The sequence below is a fragment of the Enterococcus sp. 125944 genome (genome assembly GCF_051909435.1).
Lineage (GTDB): Bacteria > Bacillota > Bacilli > Lactobacillales > Enterococcaceae > Enterococcus_D > Enterococcus_D gallinarum.
On sequence record NZ_JBQASY010000009.1, the window covers coordinates 32,065 to 50,289 of the forward strand.

General features: G+C 41.3%; 21 protein-coding genes. 13 read left to right on the forward strand and 8 right to left on the reverse strand.

The annotated features are described in order from the left end of the window. Nucleotides 1-68 precede the first annotated feature (68 nt). The 11 genes from ACTFWY_RS09520 to ACTFWY_RS09570 all read left to right on the forward strand — a co-directional run bounded on the left by ACTFWY_RS09520 (nucleotide 69) and on the right by ACTFWY_RS09570 (nucleotide 7,757). A complete protein-coding gene (locus tag ACTFWY_RS09520) occupies nucleotides 69-848 on the forward strand; it encodes a phosphotransferase family protein (protein WP_003128432.1) in 780 nt (259 codons plus the stop codon). 53 nt (nucleotides 849-901) lie between these two features. Continuing rightward, nucleotides 902-1,564, forward strand: a complete 663-nt coding sequence (gene trmB / locus ACTFWY_RS09525; protein ID WP_138371442.1) for a tRNA (guanosine(46)-N7)-methyltransferase TrmB — start codon at nucleotides 902-904, stop codon at nucleotides 1,562-1,564. A 111-nt stretch (nucleotides 1,565-1,675) separates the two neighbouring features. Beyond that, a complete protein-coding gene (gene comGA / locus ACTFWY_RS09530; protein ID WP_005472888.1) occupies nucleotides 1,676-2,617 on the forward strand; it encodes a competence type IV pilus ATPase ComGA in 942 nt (313 codons plus the stop codon). Further along, nucleotides 2,592-3,623: a competence type IV pilus assembly protein ComGB gene (gene comGB / locus ACTFWY_RS09535; RefSeq protein WP_113850255.1), complete on the forward strand. Its 1,032-nt coding sequence runs from the start codon at nucleotides 2,592-2,594 to the stop codon at nucleotides 3,621-3,623. The genes comGA and comGB overlap by 26 nt, the downstream gene beginning before the upstream one ends. Further along, entirely contained in the window at nucleotides 3,620-3,895 is a 276-nt protein-coding gene (comGC, locus tag ACTFWY_RS09540; protein ID WP_029487321.1) for a competence type IV pilus major pilin ComGC, read from the forward strand. Before comGB ends, comGC begins: the two co-directional genes overlap by 4 nt. Next, nucleotides 3,864-4,343: a competence type IV pilus minor pilin ComGD gene (comGD, locus tag ACTFWY_RS09545; RefSeq protein WP_081131435.1), complete on the forward strand. Its 480-nt coding sequence runs from the start codon at nucleotides 3,864-3,866 to the stop codon at nucleotides 4,341-4,343. Before comGC ends, comGD begins: the two co-directional genes overlap by 32 nt. A gap of 10 nt (nucleotides 4,344-4,353) precedes the next feature. Next, on the forward strand, nucleotides 4,354-4,635 hold the full coding sequence (locus ACTFWY_RS09550) for a hypothetical protein (RefSeq protein ID WP_103300412.1): 282 nt from the start codon (nucleotides 4,354-4,356) through the stop codon (nucleotides 4,633-4,635). After that, nucleotides 4,625-5,038: a competence type IV pilus minor pilin ComGF gene (gene comGF, locus ACTFWY_RS09555; protein ID WP_003128440.1), complete on the forward strand. Its 414-nt coding sequence runs from the start codon at nucleotides 4,625-4,627 to the stop codon at nucleotides 5,036-5,038. The genes ACTFWY_RS09550 and comGF overlap by 11 nt, the downstream gene beginning before the upstream one ends. Before the next feature lie 22 nt (nucleotides 5,039-5,060). After that, entirely contained in the window at nucleotides 5,061-5,366 is a 306-nt protein-coding gene (gene comGG, locus ACTFWY_RS09560; protein ID WP_231455746.1) for a competence type IV pilus minor pilin ComGG, read from the forward strand. A 174-nt stretch (nucleotides 5,367-5,540) separates the two neighbouring features. Beyond that, on the forward strand, nucleotides 5,541-6,548 hold the full coding sequence (locus ACTFWY_RS09565; RefSeq protein WP_311828401.1) for a class I SAM-dependent methyltransferase: 1,008 nt from the start codon (nucleotides 5,541-5,543) through the stop codon (nucleotides 6,546-6,548). Nucleotides 6,549-6,572: 24 nt separating this feature from the next. Then, nucleotides 6,573-7,757 (forward strand): acetate/propionate family kinase, encoded by a 1,185-nt coding sequence (locus ACTFWY_RS09570; RefSeq protein WP_003128443.1) that lies wholly within the window; start codon nucleotides 6,573-6,575, stop codon nucleotides 7,755-7,757. 221 nt (nucleotides 7,758-7,978) lie between these two features. On the opposite strand, the gene ACTFWY_RS09575 is transcribed toward ACTFWY_RS09570, so the two are convergent. The 5 genes from ACTFWY_RS09575 to ACTFWY_RS09595 are packed head-to-tail and all read right to left on the reverse strand — an operon-like array spanning nucleotide 7,979 to nucleotide 10,688. Then, nucleotides 7,979-8,290 carry a DUF1048 domain-containing protein gene (locus ACTFWY_RS09575; RefSeq protein ID WP_081131434.1) on the reverse strand — a complete coding sequence of 104 codons (312 nt, stop codon included), beginning with the start codon at nucleotides 8,288-8,290 and terminating at the stop codon, nucleotides 7,979-7,981. Between the two features lie 9 nt (nucleotides 8,291-8,299). Next, on the reverse strand, nucleotides 8,300-8,641 hold the full coding sequence (locus ACTFWY_RS09580; RefSeq protein ID WP_113850253.1) for a DUF1048 domain-containing protein: 342 nt from the start codon (nucleotides 8,639-8,641) through the stop codon (nucleotides 8,300-8,302). Between the two features lie 10 nt (nucleotides 8,642-8,651). Then, on the reverse strand, nucleotides 8,652-9,431 hold the full coding sequence (locus tag ACTFWY_RS09585; RefSeq protein WP_311828400.1) for an ABC transporter permease: 780 nt from the start codon (nucleotides 9,429-9,431) through the stop codon (nucleotides 8,652-8,654). 3 nt (nucleotides 9,432-9,434) lie between these two features. Next, on the reverse strand, nucleotides 9,435-10,337 hold the full coding sequence (locus tag ACTFWY_RS09590; RefSeq protein ID WP_252712263.1) for an ABC transporter ATP-binding protein: 903 nt from the start codon (nucleotides 10,335-10,337) through the stop codon (nucleotides 9,435-9,437). A 9-nt stretch (nucleotides 10,338-10,346) separates the two neighbouring features. Next, nucleotides 10,347-10,688 carry a PadR family transcriptional regulator gene (locus ACTFWY_RS09595; RefSeq protein WP_005472869.1) on the reverse strand — a complete coding sequence of 114 codons (342 nt, stop codon included), beginning with the start codon at nucleotides 10,686-10,688 and terminating at the stop codon, nucleotides 10,347-10,349. 992 nt (nucleotides 10,689-11,680) lie between these two features. Here ACTFWY_RS09595 and ACTFWY_RS09600 point away from each other — a divergent pair. Beyond that, nucleotides 11,681-13,141, forward strand: a complete 1,461-nt coding sequence (locus ACTFWY_RS09600; protein WP_003128449.1) for a peptide MFS transporter — start codon at nucleotides 11,681-11,683, stop codon at nucleotides 13,139-13,141. Nucleotides 13,142-13,240: 99 nt separating this feature from the next. Further along, the gene (locus ACTFWY_RS09605; protein WP_242387264.1) at nucleotides 13,241-14,098 is read left to right on the forward strand and encodes an SPL family radical SAM protein; all 858 of its coding nucleotides are present in this window, start codon (nucleotides 13,241-13,243) and stop codon (nucleotides 14,096-14,098) included. 172 nt (nucleotides 14,099-14,270) lie between these two features. Here the strand turns inward: ACTFWY_RS09605 and abc-f are convergent, their stop codons facing one another. The 3 genes from abc-f to ACTFWY_RS09620 all read right to left on the reverse strand — a co-directional run bounded on the left by abc-f (nucleotide 14,271) and on the right by ACTFWY_RS09620 (nucleotide 18,153). Then, nucleotides 14,271-15,854, reverse strand: coding sequence for a ribosomal protection-like ABC-F family protein (gene abc-f, locus ACTFWY_RS09610; protein WP_138371448.1), 1,584 nt, complete (start codon nucleotides 15,852-15,854; stop codon nucleotides 14,271-14,273). A 104-nt stretch (nucleotides 15,855-15,958) separates the two neighbouring features. Further along, a complete protein-coding gene (locus tag ACTFWY_RS09615) occupies nucleotides 15,959-16,087 on the reverse strand; it encodes a hypothetical protein (protein ID WP_005472862.1) in 129 nt (42 codons plus the stop codon). Nucleotides 16,088-16,146: 59 nt separating this feature from the next. After that, a complete protein-coding gene (locus tag ACTFWY_RS09620; protein WP_005472860.1) occupies nucleotides 16,147-18,153 on the reverse strand; it encodes a KUP/HAK/KT family potassium transporter in 2,007 nt (668 codons plus the stop codon). Nucleotides 18,154-18,225: the final 72 nt, after the last annotated feature.

An 18,225-nucleotide genomic window follows, 5' to 3' on the forward strand; every position in this document is an offset into this window, starting at 1 on the left:
ATGCGCTTGACGTTGACTCTTTAGGAAGCTAGAATAAGAGATACTGTGAAATAAGGAGAGAAGCTAGGATGGATATTCGCTTGGATCAAGATTGGCGCCTGAGACCAATCAAAGGCGACACCGGCAAAGCCTACATTGGCTTGAAGGACAATGATAAAGTCTTTATCAAACGAAATACGACCCCGATGCTTGCGGCACTCTCCAAAGAGGGGATTACTCCTAAACTTGTGTGGACCAAGCGTACCGGCAATGGCGATACGTTGTCTGCTCAAGAGTGGCTAGATGGTCGTGTATTGGACCCCGAAGAGATCGGTCAAAGAAATGATGTGATCGATGTATTGTATCATTTGCACCATTCCAAAACATTAGCGAAGATGCTGAGCAAAATCGGTGGTCAAGTGATGACACCAGAAAAAATGTTAGTTGAATATGAAGAAAACTTACCTAAAGCGGTTGTTCAAAATCGCTTTATTGCTATTGTTTATCGTTATTTAAGAGAGAATATTCCAGAATTTCAGGAACAAAAGGCCTCCGTCGTTCATGGGGATGTCAATTACCGTAATTGGCTTGTTTGCCAAAACTATCTGTATTTGGTTGATTGGGATTCGATCATGTTTGCGGATCCCGCAATGGATATCGGTACGATCTTAGGGCATTATGTTCCATTATCCAGCTGGCCGCATTGGCTAGTGCGTTACGGGATTCATGGCAGCAGTGAAGTGATCGAGAAAATTTATTGGTATGCTTTATTAAGTATGCTTCAGGAAGTAAAGAAGTACTACCAACGCGGGGATTATAAAGCAATGAATGCAGAGATTCTGCAATTAAAAAGAATTTATAGTGAATGAGAAGATGGAGCGAAGCAACAAGTTCCATCTTGTTTTTTCGGAAAGGAAACAACATGAGAGTAAGAAAACGTGCGGGAGCAGAAGAATTAGTCCAAGCGCATCCCGAATTTGTAGTAGCTGAACCGACAGCGTGGAGAGGCCGTTGGAAGGAACGATTTGGCAATGATCACCCATTGCATATTGAAATCGGTATGGGAAAAGGCCGTTTCATTACCGAAATGGCTAAAGCACATCCGGAAATTAATTATATTGGCATCGAAATGCAAATCAGTGTGGTTTCCATTGCACTGGATAAACTGATCGAACAAGATATCCCTAATGTGCAACTGCTGCACGTTGACGGTTCCGCATTGACGAATTATTTTGCGGATCATGAAGTCGATCAAATCTATTTGAATTTTTCAGATCCTTGGCCAAAAAAGAAGCATGAGAAACGCCGACTAACATCCAAAGCTTTTTTGGCAGTCGATGAACAAATTTTACGTCCGAATGGTGAAATTCATTTCAAAACGGACAATCAAGGCTTATTTGAATATTCACTCGCCAGCTTTTCACAATATGGTATGGTTTTAAAACAAGTATGGTTGGATCTTCATCAAAGTGACTATGAAGGAAATATCATGACCGAGTATGAAGAGAAGTTTTCCAGCCGCGGTCAAAGAATCTACCGGGTAGAAGCCCAATTTGTGGCACCAGAAGATACGACCAAAAGTTAAATAAGCGAGTCCTAGCGTTCAGACTGTAGCACAAGGCAGAAAATGTCTTTGTTCTACAGTTTTTTTGTATAGAAAAGTAAAAGCTGCGTATCTCTTTTTAGGAGGGTGACAATGGACATTTGTACATTTTCAGATGAGTTGGTGGAGTATGCGAAGGTGCAGAAAATGCAAGATCTATCCATACTGCCAACAGTCGAAGGGATGACTCTGATTTTCAGCAAAAGTTACTATCGGCAAATGTATCGCAAAGTTACTACAGAAGACGCGCAACAATTGATCACTCGATTCAAATTTCTGGGCGGTATGGAAGTAGGAGAAAAACGAAGAGCGCAATTAGGGGCTATCAGCTATCCTTTGGCAGATGGAGAGCAGCGTATCCGGGTTTCGACTGTTGGGGATTTCCAAGGTCAAGAAAGTTTAGTTCTACGTTTTTTGCACCCTTTAGGTAAGTTCCATCGATTCTTTATGAATGAACAATATGAAACGATCGCAGATGCATGCCGCTATCGAGGGCTCTATCTCTTTTCTGGTCCTACTGGATCGGGGAAATCCACACTGATGTATCGCTTAGCTTCAGCTGCAGCAGGTCAGGTGATCACGATCGAAGACCCGGTTGAGATCGTTGAGCCTCGTTTTTTACAGTTGCAGACCAATCCAATGATCGGCCAGGATTATGATGAGCTGATTCGTTTGTCGTTGCGGCATCGACCTGAGCTATTGCTGATTGGTGAGATCCGCAACAAAGAAACGGCCAAGGCTGCGATCCGTGCGGCACTGACAGGACATCGGGTTTTTGCGACGATCCATGCACGGGGATTAACGGAAACAATTGCGCGATTGCAAGAGCTGACAGAGGAAGCAGCTGTGATCGACCAATGCCTCCAAGGAATCATTTATCAGCGCTTACTGCCAGATCTTCACGGAGTCCCTCACGCATTGATGGCCTACACCTTTTATGAACCCCACAAATCCTCAATGACTTGGGATCAAGCACTAACAAGGATCAGAGAAAAGGAGCAGATCACCCATGAGGTTTTTGACAAGGAAAAGTAAACGGCTTTCCCGCAAACAGACCCACGCCTTATTAGCCACATTTACGGTTTTATTAGAGAGTGGTTTCTCATTACAAGAGAGTTTGCTTGTTCTACTTCGCAGTGGCCAATTTGATCCGAATACAGTAAAAGATATTGATCAGCGTCTGAAACAAGGTCAACGACTCAGACAGGCCTTTTCTTTGCTGCATTTATCTGAAGCCGAACAAAATCAGCTGGACTTGGCAGAGACCCATGGCAATCTGGTGGATACGTTGCAGCGAATGGTCGCTTACCAGATCCTTTTGGAAAAACAAAATCAGACATTACAAAAAGTGTTGGCGTATCCCCTTCTATTGCTGGTATTTGTCTTTACCGCTCTCTTTGCCATGCGTCGGTTTCTATTGCCTCAACTTCTGGCCTCCGGTATGATCGATGCGAATCATTGGGGCATTCTCTTTATTACGGCAGCACCATGGATCGGTGCGGTCATTGTAGGCGGATTGGGAGGTTTCGTTCTTGTTGTAAGAGGAATCTTTGCCAAGCAGACAGCGTTGAAGCGAGCCGCTTTTTTGAGTCGATTGCCTTTTTTGGGAGACTTGTATCGCTGCTATCAAACTAGTTATTTTGCATTAGAGTGGGGGAAATTGTTTCAGCAAGGCTTGGAAATTCGTCAGATCATTATGTGCATGCAACAAACAAGTACAGCAACATTAGTACAAGAACTAGCTGTTCAATTAGAGCTGTGCTTGGCAAGTGGCGGATTGTTGCCGGACAAATTAAAGGACTATGCATTTTTGACGCCAGAGTTTTCATTGATTGTGTTCCAGGGCGAAATGCGAGGGAAATTAGGAGAAGAATTGTTTGTTTATAGTCAGCTTTTGACAGATCGGCTTTTCCAACAAATCGAGAAGAAAATCCAGTGGATTCAACCAGTCATTTTTTTATTAGTGGCCCTTCTGATCGTAGGTGTTTATGCTGCAATGTTTTTGCCGATTTACGGCAATATTCAAGGAGTGATCGAATGAGAAAATTGAAGCATCAAGGGTTCACATTGGTGGAGATGCTGATTGTACTGTTAGTGATCAGTATTTTGATTTTATTGTTTGTACCAAACTTATCTGCACAACGTACAGTGATAGATGAGAAAGGAAATGCGGCAATCGTCAAAGTCGTAGAAACCCAGATTGAATTGTTCCAGCTTAATGAGAATCGAACACCTACTCGACAAGAATTACTAGCTGGAAATTATGTAACGGAGGAGCAGTATGCGATTTATCTTGCCCATCGGAACGAATAGCAGTTTTTTTACTTGGCGGGGATTTACAATGGTGGAGAGTTTGATTGTCCTCTTAGTCGTTTCGATTTTCATCTTTCTTCCGATAATAGCTATCGACCGTTACCAAGCATATTTTGAAGTGTGGGGGTTTTGTGCTCGTTTGGAAAAAGGATTGGCAGTAGCACAACAAACAGCGATTATTGATGCTCGCGAAACGAAAGTCGCTTATTCTGATTCACCAGTTCCTACGATATATTTTCATTCGACGATCACAGGTGAAATTAAAATGGAGCCACTTGAAGTACCCTCGCAACTCGCAGTACGTGTTTTTCCTGTACTTACATTCACCAGTCAATCTGGCAATTATACGCGGATGGAAACATTACGGTTTGAATGGATGGACCAAGAAAAAAAGATTACCTACAAATTTCTTTTTGGAAGTGGACGATATGATAAGATCATCGAATAAAGGATATATCATGCTAGAAAGTATCATTGGCTTTGGTTTGCTGACGACGAGTGTCTTCCTTTTTCTGACTGTCCAGACCCATATTTTGCAGCAAAGTGCACAGTTACAGGCCAAGGTGGCTGCTATTCGGGTATTGTATGAAGAAGTCCAATGCCAAGCATTTGAACAGGAAGTCGTTTATTCGACACAACGTACAGAGTCGTATCAGTTGTCTTTCGGTTTCAAGCGTGACCGAAGCTATGGACGGATTGTAAGAGGCCCTCTTATCATGGAGATCAACTATGAAGAGTAAGGGTTTTACTTTGTTGGAATGTTTGCTGTCTTTAATGATCTTAGGACTCAGTGTGTTGTTGATCAACGGAATCATTCGCCAGATGCCTCAAGTTAATCAACAGCTTTTTGCTCGCAAAGACCAAGAATGGCAGATATTTTTGATTCAGTTAGAAAGGGAGCTTCAAACGTGTACGTATGTTTCAGTGAGTCCGTATACACTTTTTTTAAAAAGCAGCAAAGAAAATGTAGTCACGATCGATCGAATCAATGGGAAAGTCCGTAAAAGAGACAATAATGGCTACCATCCGTTATTGACGGAAGTATCATTGATTTACTTTGAAAAAAAGGCATCCTCGATCCAGTTTACAGTGACTTTCGAGAATGGAGAGGTGAGAATTGGTCAATGGCAGATTCCTGCATAAGGGCGGTATCTTTTTGTCAGCAATGATGCTGATTCATTTGCTGAGCCTTATGTTGCTAACGGTTTTAGAAAATACTCGGACAACTACTGATTTCTATATTAAGACTCTTCACATGTATGAGGCACGAATCATGAAAGAACTTTTTTTGGCGGATTATCAGCGGTTAACCTATGCCGAGCAGGGCAGTGTCAACTACAATGTAGGGAGGGTCATTTACGAACAAAAAGAAGAGCTGTTGTTGATTCAATGTGTCGTCAATCAGCGCACTTTCCGTTTTACCGAAATTTTGTCAGGTGATTTAGAAAAAATAGCAACAGATCTTGAGTAACTATAATACAGAAAAAGGCACAGACATACTGTGTCTTTTTTCTGTATAAAAGAGTTGAAAAGTATGTTTGTCTCTTCACAAATTATTCTGAAAGATAGCGATTGATTATTTTGGCTGAATCAGCTAAAATTAAACAGGTATGTATGTTGTTATAGTTTTGAAAAGAGGTGCAAGATGTCTCCAGAAAAAATGGAAGAGTCTTTTCATTTATCGCTAGAAGCGATTCAAGTGCTCCAAAACGCATTAGAAACATCTTATTTGGATGCATATATCGAGACGATCGAGAATTTTATTGATCAGTATCGCGTACGGGTGATCGACGGAGTACCTAGTGAAGCGGATGCTCAACGGTTGGAAGCGATTTATAAAAAATTAGAGCAGATACCCTTAACAGCAGAAGAACGGCGTAAACTTGCTCAACTACTTCTGTTAAAGGGCGGACAAACCGAACATCTGCAGCCTAATCATCAGCTGACACCAGATAGTATCGGTTTTTTGTTTGTGTATTTGATCGAGCAATTGACACCAGCGAAGCAACAAATCAAGATTCTGGACCTTTCGGTTGGAATGGGGAATCTTGTCTTAACGCTCTTGCTCAATTTGCAGTTAGCGCAAAGAGATGTGCAAGCAACAGGTGTTGACATTGATGAAACATTACTGAGTGTTGCTGCAGCTACAAGCGAATGGACTCAAGCCCCGCTGCATTTGTTTCATCAAGACGGGTTGCAAGAATTGTTAATCGACCCAATGGACATTGCTGTCAGTGATTTGCCAGTCGGCTATTATCCACAAGATGAAAAAGCAGCATCGTTTCTTACTTCAGCTCCCGAAGGCGAAGGACATAGCTTTGCCCACCATTTATTGATGGAACAAGCAATGAACTATGTGAAAGAAGATGGCTATGGACTATTCTTAGCTCCGGCTAATTTCATGGAAACTGAACAAAGCGATTATTTGAAGAAATGGCTCAATGAAAAAGTTTATCTGCAAGGAATCATTCAATTGCCAGACGAGCTTTTCAAAAATGAGCGATCAAGAAAAAGTATTGTGCTGATTCAAAATCATGGTGCAACGAGCAAGCAAGCACCAGTGTTACTTGCTAAACTCGCATCTCTCAAGGAACCAAAAAACATCAAGAAATTTTTCGAACAATTTGAAGCTTGGAAAGCATCAAATTTGTAATATAAATCGGATAAGGAGAAAATTATGTCTAAAACAATTGCAATCAATGCTGGAAGTTCAAGTCTAAAATGGCAGTTATATCAAATGCCAGAAGAAACGGTGGTCGCTAAAGGGATCGTTGAACGTATCGGATTAAAAGATTCGATTTTTACCATCAAATATGGGGAAGATCAAAAATTCGAACAAATCATCGACATCAATGATCATGAAGTCGCAGTAAAAATGCTTTTGGATCAATTGATCGAATTGAACATCTTAGGTTCATATGATGAAATCACTGGTGTTGGTCACCGTGTCGTTCATGGAGGAGAAGACTTCCCGGATTCTGTTGTGATCACAGATGAAGTGATGGAACGCATTGAAGCATTGGCAGAGTTTGCACCATTGCATAATCCAGCCAACTTGATGGGGATCACTGCTTTCAAGAAGATCTTACCAGATATTATTAGTGTTGCTGTTTTCGATACTTCTTTCCACGCAACCATGCCAAAACACAACTACTTGTACAGTCTGCCATTGGCTTACTACAACGACTATAAAGTTCGTAAATATGGTTTCCATGGTACAAGCCACCGTTATGTGTCAGAACGTGCGGCTGAAATGTTAGGCAAACCGATTGAAGACTTGAAAATCATTACTTGTCATTTAGGAAATGGCGCATCGATCACTGCAGTTGATGGTGGAAAATCTGTTGATACATCAATGGGCTTCACACCACTTGCAGGAGTGACGATGGGTACTCGTTCTGGTGATATCGACCCAGCTGTATTGCCTTATTTAATGGAAAAATTAGACCTATCAATCGATGAAATGATCGATGTTTTAAACAAAAAATCTGGTTTGTTAGGACTTTCCGGTATTTCTAGCGATATGCGGGATCTTGAAGCTAATTATGACAAAGAAGAAGTAAAAGTTGCGTATGATGTCTTTACTGACCGCATTCGTAAATATATCGGTGGCTATGTAACAACAATGAACGGTGTTGATGCAATCGTCTTTACTGCTGGTATCGGTGAGAACGATGCCCATGTCCGCAGTGAAGTTATCAAAGGAATGACTTGGTTTGGTTGTGAACTTGATGAAGAACAAAATGCCAAACGCGGTGAAGAGTTAGTCATTTCTACAGAAGATTCTAAAGTGAAAGTCTTGTTGATTCCAACAGATGAAGAATTAATGATTGCTCGCGACGTGGAACGTTTGCGCGGTTAATTGTCGGAGATCAATTGGAACAAATGAGTTTCATTATTTGATTAAAAAAAGTGTTAAGCCTCGGCTTAACACTTTTTTGTTTTGAACAGCTGTACACCTTGGATACCTGGATACCAATGAATAATGCTTGAAAGTTGCAAATTTAGTTAGCGCTATTCTTATTTTTCTTTATATTTTCAGAAAATCCAACGGTGGAACTCAAAACTTATCTAGCCATTTTCTCATAGCTTTTTTGACTTTGGTTCCATTTCGTTGTCAGAGGTTGCTTGGTTTACCAGCAATCCGTCCGCAAAGGCGGCCACGTCTTCGCCAGTTACTTGAAGAACACTTTTTTCTTGTTGCGCACTGTCTTCAAACAAATCCAACAGATCAACGAGTGGTTGGAAATCGCTGGCAAGATTTACTGGATCAACTTTCATAAAGTACTTTTGGATTTCTTTATAGACGATTCGATAATCATTCGGCAACTGATTTGCCCGTTTTTGCAGAGCACGCCATTCTTTTTTACCTTCTAATGCTTCTTTTATTCCCATCTTCATCCCTCACTTTAGTTTTTTGGTCACTTGATTCAAGTGTTCTCGCAATTTGTCTCGCTCATTTTTGGCACCAGCTGCTTCAGCGATTTCTGAGATGAAGGTAGTCATATTTTCACCGATCACGCTATTGATTGGCAGTTTTTCTGCGGCACTTTCTTCAAAAAGACCGACGATCCCTTCCAAGATAGGGTACAGATTTCTTCCAGAAAAATCACTGTAGTTCCAGATCTTTTGATTGAGTTCGCGCCACGCATCTTGGTAGCCAGCGGGTAACTTATCAATACGAAGTTGAAATTCTTTTTGTTGCTTATTCATGTCGTTACCTGTTATTTTGTCATAAAAGTTCATGGTGGGCCTCCTAATTAATAAATAGTTGTTTGTAGCGTTTCATTGACAGAAAAGAGAAAAAACTTAGTAATAGGGCTAGCCATAAAAGGGTCAAGAGGCTGCTTTGGGAACCAAAAGAGAATGTACCAGCAAGCAAATTCTTTGTCGTTTCGATAATGGGCGTCATTGGCTGGTTCTCAGCAAATAGGCGCACAGGTTTTGCCATTCCAGCGACCGGCACAAAGGCTGGACTGATAAAAAGCAGGAAGATCAAAATATACGAAAAGGCTCCTGCTCCAGCATAATCTTTTGCTGTTAACGAGAAGGGGATAGCTAGCACAGTGAGACTAACGGCAAAAAGTACGATCAAAAGGGTGAAAAGCAGGAAGTCACCAATCGTTGCTTGTGGTCGATAACCCAATACTAGTCCGATCAGCAGTACAGAAAGTACAGAAACAAGCATAAAAATTGTTGAGGCGACAATGTGCGATCCTAGAATCACCCAACGTTTCATTGGCATAGATAATAATCGCGTCAGGAATCCTTTTGTTTTATCATTGTTGATCCTCAAAGCAGTGTAAGCCGATCCCATTGCCATAGACATCAGCAAAAATCCTGGCATAACGTAGCTAAGATAATCTGAAGGCTCTCCTGCAGTGCCCCCGACTAAAATATTGCCACCAATGACATAAACGAAAAAAAGTAAGATGAAAATAGGCATAACGATACTTGTAATGATCGTATCGACACTTGTTAAATTTTGTCTAACGATGCGGTTCGTTAATGTGAAAAGTTGCTTGATTGTCTTCATTTTTTAGTCCTCCTTTCCAGTAGCATCCAAGAATATTTCTTCCAAACTAAGTTCAATCGGAGCAGTTGTTAGAATGTCAATATCATTTTGCAAGAGTTTCATCATCGACTCTTTTAAATCATTTCTAGCAAGAATAATGGTGTCATTTTCAACCATATAGTGAATCGCAGATTCGTTTAGAAGAGAAGTCGCTTGATCGATCACTTTTTTTGGAACGATGACTTTGTGCAGATCTCTTGCTTGCTTTTTCAATTCTTGTGGTGTGCCAATCAATGAAATCTTCCCATCGTTGATAAAAGCGATTCGATCAGCTAAACGGTCTGCTTCATCAAGGTATTGAGTTGTCAGAAAGATCGTCTTTCCTTCTGCTTTAAGCTGAAGGATTAGTTGCCAAATCTCTAATCTGTTTTTTGGATCCACACCAGTAGTTGGCTCATCAAGAAACAAAATTTCTTTGTCAGGGAGCAGAGAGACTGCAATATCTAGTCGTCGCTTCATTCCTCCAGAATAGGTAGCGACTTTTTTATAGAGAAAATCTGCTAAATGAAGTCGTTCTGATAAGGTATCTATTTTCCTGCGCAGATGAGGGATGTCCAACAGCGTGCCAATTAGTTTCAAATTTTCAAAACCGGTAAATTCATCATCTAGTGTGATCGATTGACTATTCAAGCTGATGACATCCCGCACTTGATCGGAGTCATTTCGTAGGTCTAACCCTAAAATTGTTGCATTGCCGGATGTAGGGCTAGCGAGTGTAGTTAGAATATTGATCAGTGTTGACTTTCCAGCACCATTTTCTCCAAGTAAAGTAAAGATTTCGCCTCTTTTGATTTCAAGAGTAATTCCTTTTAATACGTCAAGATCACCATAGGTTTTTGTAAGATGATCCACAGTGATGGCTTTCATAGTTATCCCTCATTCCTGATTGAAAAGTGTCTCGTGCTTGATTTTATCTAGCTGATCTACAAGAAACGTCCATTTACTCCAGAAATCTTGGAGGTAAATTTCCCCATTTGCGTTCAAACGATAAAACTTCCTTGCCGGTCCAAGGTCAGATTTCCTTTTTTCAACAGTTACCAATTCTTTTTTTTCTAAACGGAGTAAGACCGTATAGACGGTGCCTTCGACGATATCTTGAAACCCTAATTCGATCAGTGTATTCGTGATTTCATAGCCATAAGTCTCTTTGCTGTTATGGATGACTTGAAGCACGACACCTTCTAGCACACCTTTTAGTAATTCAGTCATTCCTTTCACATCGCTCATCCTCTCAAAAACCATTTGTCTCAATACCTAGTATTACTCAGTACTGCTACATAATAATACTTAGTAGATGGACTGTCAACTACTAAGTATCATTAAGCAAAGATGCAAAAAAAAGTAACACCTTGAAAAAAGCTTCCCGCTTAGTGGCGAATGGTACTCAGGAGACTGGATCCTGTTAAACTGAGCTTTATTGTGGGCTGCTCTGCAACTTCTTCGTTCGAATCTAAGTTTGCAGCTAATCATCGAAGACAGTGATTAGCTGTTGCTCGCCGTTGTTATCACTCTTAAGAACAAGTTCAACAAGATAGGCTCTGATTTGATGAATTGTGTTCAGTAAAGAGAAATAGGACTTCGGTACCGATCATGGTGTGAATCATTGACATGAAATGTTAGACATCAATTGAGAAGGGAGCAAAAAAAATCGAGATTTATTGGGCTCTGTTATGAAACTAAGGATTGTTTCGTTAGGGAATGCCGCTGATACATAGGCGCCCAATGCACTTGATTTGACTGAGACAGTAAGCAAGCCTAGACTAAAAGAGGAAAGCTCACAATTGCTGCTCTTTATGCCCAGTCGGTGGAAATGTTCTGCCAGATGTTGAGAGAGGCTGTGTCCTGCTAAATAACAAAGAACATTGAATAAAAAATCGTCTGATTCAGCATATAAGTGTATGAATAAACATTAATGTGATAAATCAGGTTATTTTTATTAACAAATTCTTGAATCTAGAATAAAAAAACGGTAAAAATAATTTTAATCGATAAAAAATGTTATTTAATTAACGTACAATTTTTTAGGTTGTTAGATCAGTGATTTCCTAGTATCTAGTAAAAAACTCTCATTTTCGACTCAGCATATCGCCATTTTACAAAACATAATCTAAGCAAAATAACCTTGTAAAGGAAGCCAAACGGGAATAAACTGGCATTTGTGAATTTTCAGAAAAATTTCTAAATTTGTTTTTTATAAGGAGCCAGTAAGTATGGAAAAAGAAAAGACTTTCCTAGGACAGCCGCGAGGGTTGTCGACACTATTTTTCACTGAGATGTGGGAACGATTCAGCTACTATGGCATGCGGGCCATCTTAGTTTACTTTATGTATGATGCTGTAACAAATGGTGGCTTAGGCCTACCTAAATCAACGGCTGTAGCGATCATGTCAATCTACGGTTCACTCGTTTATATGTCTAGTATCGTTGGCGGATGGATCTCTGACCGCTTATTAGGATCGAACAAATCCGTTTTTTATGGCGGGATCCTTATTATGTTTGGACATATTGTTCTGGCAGCGCCTCTTGGTATTGCTGCACTATTTGTTTCTATGATGTTGATCGTTATTGGAACAGGTTTGTTGAAGTCCAATGTGTCAGGGATGGTCGGCCACTTATATTCGAAAGAAGATGTGCGCCGAGATGCAGGATTTTCAATCTTTTATATGGGGATCAATATTGGTGGACTTTTAGCACCGATCATTGTGGGTATTTTAGGACAAAACGTCAATTACCATTTAGGTTTTTCAATAGCAGCTATCGGAATGTTCATTGGTTTGGTGCAATATTATGTTCAAGGGAAGACAACGTTGAAAGATGTTGCAACGACACCAACTAATCCATTATCTGCGCAAGAGAAAAAAATCTTTTTCCGTAACGTTATCATCGTACTAGTGCTTGTAGCAGTGGTTTTCGGCGGTGCAGCTGCGATGGGCTATCTGACCGTTGATTTCTTTATCAATTGCATCAGTATCTTAGGAATATTTTTGCCGATCTACTACTTTACTAAAATGTTGCGTTCTCGTGATGTGACACCGGATGAAAAGAAAAAAGTTTTAGCGTATATTCCTTTGTTCTTATCTGCAATCGTTTTTTGGTCCCTAGAAGAACAAGGGTCATCAATATTGGCACTTTTTGCGGCCGATCGGACACAAGATACGTTGTTTGGGATCACGATTCCGGCGAGTCTGTATCAAACACTAAATCCATTGTTTGTCGTGTTGTTGACACCGGTATTTGTTTGGTTGTGGACGAAACTTGGCAATAAACAACCTAGAACGGAAGTGAAATTTGCAATTGGTTTGATTTTAGCAGGTTTGTCTTTTGTCTTGTTGATGTTCCCAAGTATGCTGTTCGGAGTCAATCAACGGGTAAGCCCATTGTGGCTAGTCTTTAGTTTCTTTATCATGATTGCTGGCGAAATGTGTCTGTCACCAGTTGGATTGTCTGTAACGACCAAATTAGCACCAAAAGCCTTCGAAGCCCAAACTCTTGCTATTTGGCTATTAGCAGATGCTTCTTCGCAAGCGATCAATGCTCAGATTGCTCGTTTCTATACACCGCAAACAGAAGGGGCTTATTATGGCATTGTCGGTGGTGTTGCAGTAGTCGTAGGGATTATTCTTTACATGGCAAGAAAACCGATTCGTAAGCTGATTGGGAATATTCACTAATCAACGGACTTGATCTTGAAAAAGATCAAGTCTTTTTTTGCACTTTTAGTCAAGTTATGAGAAAATAAATGGGAACGTAAGTTCTGTAGGAGGGGTTAAATGCACACGCGACGCTATAAAACAATTCTTTCACCAAACAATACAATGAATCTCTATCGAGGGTGTACACATGACTGTATTTATTGTGATAGTCGCAGCAGCTGCTATCAGATGGCGCATCGGTTTGAGGATATCGAGATCAAAGAAGCAGCAATAACGATTTTGGACCAGCAATTAAAGAAGCGCCGACAGCCTTGCATGATCGTTACCGGTGCTATGTCAGATCCTTACGTTCATGCAGAACAGCGTTTGAGACAAACGAGGCAAGCACTGGAAGTAATCAAAAATAACGGTTTTGGTGTCGCGCTTTTGACCAAATCAACGCGTGTGTTGGAAGATTTGGATTTGCTGATAGAAATCAACCAGCAAACGAAAGCAGTTGTTCAAATGACTCTAACGACTTATGATGAAGCACTATGTAAAAAATTAGAACGACAAGTCGCTACCACTTATCATCGTTTTTTGGCGCTTAAGACGTTTCAAGCAGCAGGGATTCCTACTGTTGTTTGGTTATCACCTATTCTTCCTTTTATCAATGACAGCGAGGAGAATCTGTTGGGGGTTTTGGACTACTGTCGCCAAGCGGGAGTGAAAGGCATCATCTGTTTTGGATTTGGGGTGACGATGCGGGAAGGAAATCGCGCATACTTTTATCAGCAACTAGACCGTGATTTTCCTGGTATGAAGGAAAAGTATCAGCAAACTTTTGGCGATCGGTATGTTTGCGACAGTCCGAATCAGCAAAAGCTAATGGCTATTTTTTGTGCATTCTGCCAAACCTATCAAATTCTTTATCGACCAGAAGAAGTCTTTGCCTATATCCATCGTTTTGAAGACCAGCAGTTGACACTCTTTTAATTCGCGTCTTTTAAACAAATGAAATAGCCGCAGGGACTGAGAGTGTTCCAGTGTACGAACAACACCTCGTCACCCTGTCACGAGGTCTGCCAGTTCTCTTATCCTGCGGCTATTTTTATTTGATTTTTCTGATATACGATTCCTTATGGTGAAAAAAACGAACGTGATCTTCTTAAAGAGCCTGCCAGTCGATGGGCTGCCGCATGACCTGCTGGTCGCGGATCAACAGCATGTCTTGGAAAGTTTGTTTTAGAAAATAGCGGTCATGGCTCACAGCAATTAACGTACCACCAAAGCGCTGAATCAATTCTTCAATTTCTTCACGAGCATAGATATCCAAATGATTGGTAGGCTCATCTAATAGCAGGACGTTGATTTTTTTATGAAAAAGTTTCAGCAGATAAAGGCGAATCTTCTCACCGCCAGAAAGATCCTGAATGCGTTTTGAGACATCATCCTGATAAAAACCGATTTGTGCCAGTTGTTGTCGTGCAGATTGTTCATTGCCTATGAACTGATAGGCAAAGGATAGGACCCGCATAGCGGGATTAGAAAATGAGAGCTTTTGAGGCAGATACCCGATCTGCAGATTACTGCCGGATTTGATCGTTCCCGCGTCAAGCGCCAAAGTACCTAACAAAAGCTGAATCAGGGTCGTCTTACCGGTGCCGTTTTCACCAATGATCGCTAAGCGATCACCACGGTAAATCGAGAAACTACTGTCTTCAAAGAGTAGCCGATCAGCCATGACTTTACCGATATTTCGGGCGATAAAGACTTCTCTGCCTGTTCGATCACTTTGATTGACTGTGCGTATCCTTTTTTTAGGAGGCAGCGGGGGCTTGACGAGAGTGATCTTCGCTAAACGCTTTTCAATTTCTTTGGCTTTACGGAAAAAGTCCTCATTGTCCCCTTCATTCCCCCATTGGCGATAACGGCGAATCATCGCTTTAAGCCGCTGGCATTCTTTTTGCTTCAGCTCATAGTTCTTAGTCAGTTCTGCGATTCGAGCTTGTTTCAATGACCGATATTGGCTATAGTTTCCCGGATAAGAAATCAATTGACCATCTTCGATCTCACAGATCCTAGTCGTCACTTTGTCCAGAAAAGCGCGGTCATGAGAGATGACGATATATGCTTTTTTCGTATTGATAAGATAGTTTTCCAGCCAATGAAGACTAGCTAAATCAAGATGATTCGTGGGCTCATCCAGTAAAAGCAAGTCATGCTCTGTCAACAGCAATCTTGCTAGTTCTACTTTGACTCGCTCCCCACCACTTAACGCCTGCAAAGAAGTTTCTTGCAACTGCGCTATTCCCAATCCTCTTAAGCTAGCAAGAATCCGGTCTTCTAACAGATAGCCACCGAGTTCTTCAAATTGTAGCTGTAATTGACCATAGCGGTCCAATAATTTCGATAAGTCAGCGTCAGGATCGCTCATCTGTTGTTCACAACGTCGCATCTTGCGACTTATCTCTTGCAGTCGGGGGGAAGAGGTTTGTAAATACGTCAGCACCGTTTCTGAAGAGGGCGAAAATTCTTGTGCCAAATGACCAATAGAAAGACTTTTACGTCGGCTGATCGTTCCAGTATCGTTTTTCTCGGTCCCGAGTAATAAATCTAATAATGTTGTCTTACCAGAGCCATTGATGCCGATTAAACCAATCTTTTCACCGGGATCAATTTGGAAAGTTAATTGTTCAAATAGCGGGGTACCGCCAAAATTTTTACTGATTTTATTTGCTTGAATTAGCATGATCTCACTCCTTGAGACCACTCAAAAAGGCCATGGAAATCCATGGCCTGTGTTATTTTTATCTGATGTTGTTCGAGATAAACACCTTGAGATGGCCATTGATTTTACGAATATTCAACTGTTTTAGACAGACTCGTCCCTAAAACGGTTTTTGTAAAACCAATTGCATGGCTAAATGCGATATGGTAACGCTGATAGTTGACGTTACATGTTATTTTAGTCATGCGCATCATGGTGTTTCCTCCTTTTGCTTATTTGCCAATAGTGTACCGCAAGTGACCTTACTTTGCAATTAGTCAGTTAGTTTTTTCTTGACTGGAACAATTTCAGAAAGGTTACTTGCCTTCGGTTGCCCAATCACTAATGGAACGGTCTCATGGACCACGTCACTGTAAGTGAGTCCAAACCAACGTTCCGGAGAAATAGTATGCCGTTTGATAAAGAGTTTGGTTAACATTACTTGCCGCTCCCATCGGGTTAATGAGGTGACATTCGACAACTCTTCTTCGATCAGAACAAACTGGAAGTCGCCAACTTGACGTCCCGGGGTCAATGAGTATTTTTGCGGCTGTTTTGGTAAGCGACCATCCTTCATCAATTCTTGAATGATTTGTCGGATGTAGACATTGACTTCTTGAGAAACCCGAAAGCCCAAGTAGAGTTTCAATTTTACGATGAAATCTGTCTCAGCCATCGAGACTTCGTACTGTTTTGTATAAGGTTCATCTGTGACTTCCACATTCACAAACCAATAAACTTTGGCGCGTTTCGGTCGTTTATCAAGGATCGAATAAATAAACTGACGGCCAATCGTATTTCCTTGCAGTTTAGGAACTAAAAAGACGACATTGGTCTGAGAAAATGGCAATGTCTCATCATTCCGCAATTCCTGTAGTTGGGGAATGTATTCGGTCAAGTCAACTTCTTCGGCAGCTTGTTCTTGAATGTGGTTGCCCCATTCCCAAATGAGCATGATGGCGATAATCAAAGCGGCCATCAAAACCGCAACGAACCCACCGTGGAAAAATTTTGCGGCACTCGAGATGAAGAAGATGCCTTCGATAGCTGCAAAAAATAAGGTAATAAATGGAGCGATAAATCGCGCTTTTTTGAATTGACGCAAAAAGAAATATAACAAGACTGTGGTCATCAGCATAGTTACTGTAATCGCTAAACCATAAGCGGCCTCCATTCGCGTGGATGTCCGGAATAAGAGAACGACACCGGAACAAGCGATCCACAGCATCAGGTTAAGCGCGGGGATATACATTTGTCCGATGGAAGAACCAGGATACATGATCTGCATCCGCGGCAACAAACGCAACTTGATTGCTTCCGAAACTAACGTGAAAGATCCGGAAAGTAAAGCTTGGGAGGCAATGATTGCAGCCAACGCAGAAAAGCCGACGCCAAAAACGGTCCAACCTTGAGGCAAAGCCTGGAAAAAAGGGTTTAGGTTTTCAATCTGTTGATAGGCAGGATCTTGATAAACCTTTAATAACCAAGCAGCTTGACCTAAGTAATTAAGCATCAAACAGATTTTGATGTAAGGCCAGCTGGCATAAATATTCTTTTTGCCCACATGTCCTAAATCGGAATATAGTGCTTCAGCACCAGTGGTTGCCAGAAAGATATTCCCGAGAATGAACAGACCTGAGGTGTTATCAGGGCTAAACAGCAGCCCGATGGCATAACGGGGATCCAACGCACGAATGACAGACAGATCACCGGAAAAGTTGATCAAACCGACGATCCCCAAAAAAGTAAACCAACCAAGCATGATCGGTCCAAATGCTTTCCCAACGAATTCTGTCCCAAAGCGTTGCAGGCTAAAAAGAACGAAAAGGATCGTTAATGTAATCCAAACAATAATGGATTGATCATTCCCAAAATGATCATAAAACATCGGAATGCCCCGCAACCCTTCAATGGCTGTCGTGACAGTGACGGCAGGGGTTAGTACACCATCTGCCAATAACGCAGCGCCACCAATGATTGCCGGAATGATCAAGTAGCGGCTTTGCTTACGAACAAGTGTGTATAAGGAAAAAATTCCGCCCTCACCGTGATTATCCGCGTTCAAAGCGATTAAGACGTACTTAATCGTGGTAAGCAGAGTCAGAGTCCAAAAAACGAGGGAGACACTTCCCAATACAAAGTCCGGGGAGAGTGTTTTCAACCCGCCGTTGTCTTCAACGATTGCTTTCATCACATAGAGTGGGCTGGTCCCGATATCTCCATAGACCACACCCATGGCGACCAAAAGGCCTCCCGCGGTTAATTTTTTCATTTTACTCATAGATTTTCCCTCCAAATTGAACTGCAAAAAGACCCAAGAGGCCCTTTGCCACTTAGGTCTTGCAAGAAACAT

Coding starts and splice junctions, on each gene's coding strand:
- comGD (WP_081131435.1), top strand. CDS start 3,864: ATGCGATTTATCTTGCCCATCGGAACGAATAGCAGTTTTTTTACTTGG.
- ACTFWY_RS09580 (WP_113850253.1), bottom strand. CDS start 8,641: ATGAACTTTTATGACAAAATAACAGGTAACGACATGAATAAGCAACAA.
- trmB (WP_138371442.1), top strand. CDS start 902: ATGAGAGTAAGAAAACGTGCGGGAGCAGAAGAATTAGTCCAAGCGCAT.
- ACTFWY_RS09590 (WP_252712263.1), bottom strand. CDS start 10,337: ATGAAAGCCATCACTGTGGATCATCTTACAAAAACCTATGGTGATCTT.
- ACTFWY_RS09615 (WP_005472862.1), bottom strand. CDS start 16,087: ATGATGCGCATGACTAAAATAACATGTAACGTCAACTATCAGCGTTAC.
- ACTFWY_RS09570 (WP_003128443.1), top strand. CDS start 6,573: ATGTCTAAAACAATTGCAATCAATGCTGGAAGTTCAAGTCTAAAATGG.
- ACTFWY_RS09585 (WP_311828400.1), bottom strand. CDS start 9,431: ATGAAGACAATCAAGCAACTTTTCACATTAACGAACCGCATCGTTAGA.
- comGA (WP_005472888.1), top strand. CDS start 1,676: ATGGACATTTGTACATTTTCAGATGAGTTGGTGGAGTATGCGAAGGTG.
- ACTFWY_RS09605 (WP_242387264.1), top strand. CDS start 13,241: ATGCACACGCGACGCTATAAAACAATTCTTTCACCAAACAATACAATG.
- abc-f (WP_138371448.1), bottom strand. CDS start 15,854: ATGCTAATTCAAGCAAATAAAATCAGTAAAAATTTTGGCGGTACCCCG.
- ACTFWY_RS09575 (WP_081131434.1), bottom strand. CDS start 8,290: ATGGGAATAAAAGAAGCATTAGAAGGTAAAAAAGAATGGCGTGCTCTG.
- comGG (WP_231455746.1), top strand. CDS start 5,061: ATGATGCTGATTCATTTGCTGAGCCTTATGTTGCTAACGGTTTTAGAA.
- ACTFWY_RS09565 (WP_311828401.1), top strand. CDS start 5,541: ATGTCTCCAGAAAAAATGGAAGAGTCTTTTCATTTATCGCTAGAAGCG.
- ACTFWY_RS09600 (WP_003128449.1), top strand. CDS start 11,681: ATGGAAAAAGAAAAGACTTTCCTAGGACAGCCGCGAGGGTTGTCGACA.
- ACTFWY_RS09620 (WP_005472860.1), bottom strand. CDS start 18,153: ATGAGTAAAATGAAAAAATTAACCGCGGGAGGCCTTTTGGTCGCCATG.
- comGF (WP_003128440.1), top strand. CDS start 4,625: ATGAAGAGTAAGGGTTTTACTTTGTTGGAATGTTTGCTGTCTTTAATG.
- ACTFWY_RS09520 (WP_003128432.1), top strand. CDS start 69: ATGGATATTCGCTTGGATCAAGATTGGCGCCTGAGACCAATCAAAGGC.
- comGB (WP_113850255.1), top strand. CDS start 2,592: ATGAGGTTTTTGACAAGGAAAAGTAAACGGCTTTCCCGCAAACAGACC.
- comGC (WP_029487321.1), top strand. CDS start 3,620: ATGAGAAAATTGAAGCATCAAGGGTTCACATTGGTGGAGATGCTGATT.
- ACTFWY_RS09550 (WP_103300412.1), top strand. CDS start 4,354: ATGCTAGAAAGTATCATTGGCTTTGGTTTGCTGACGACGAGTGTCTTC.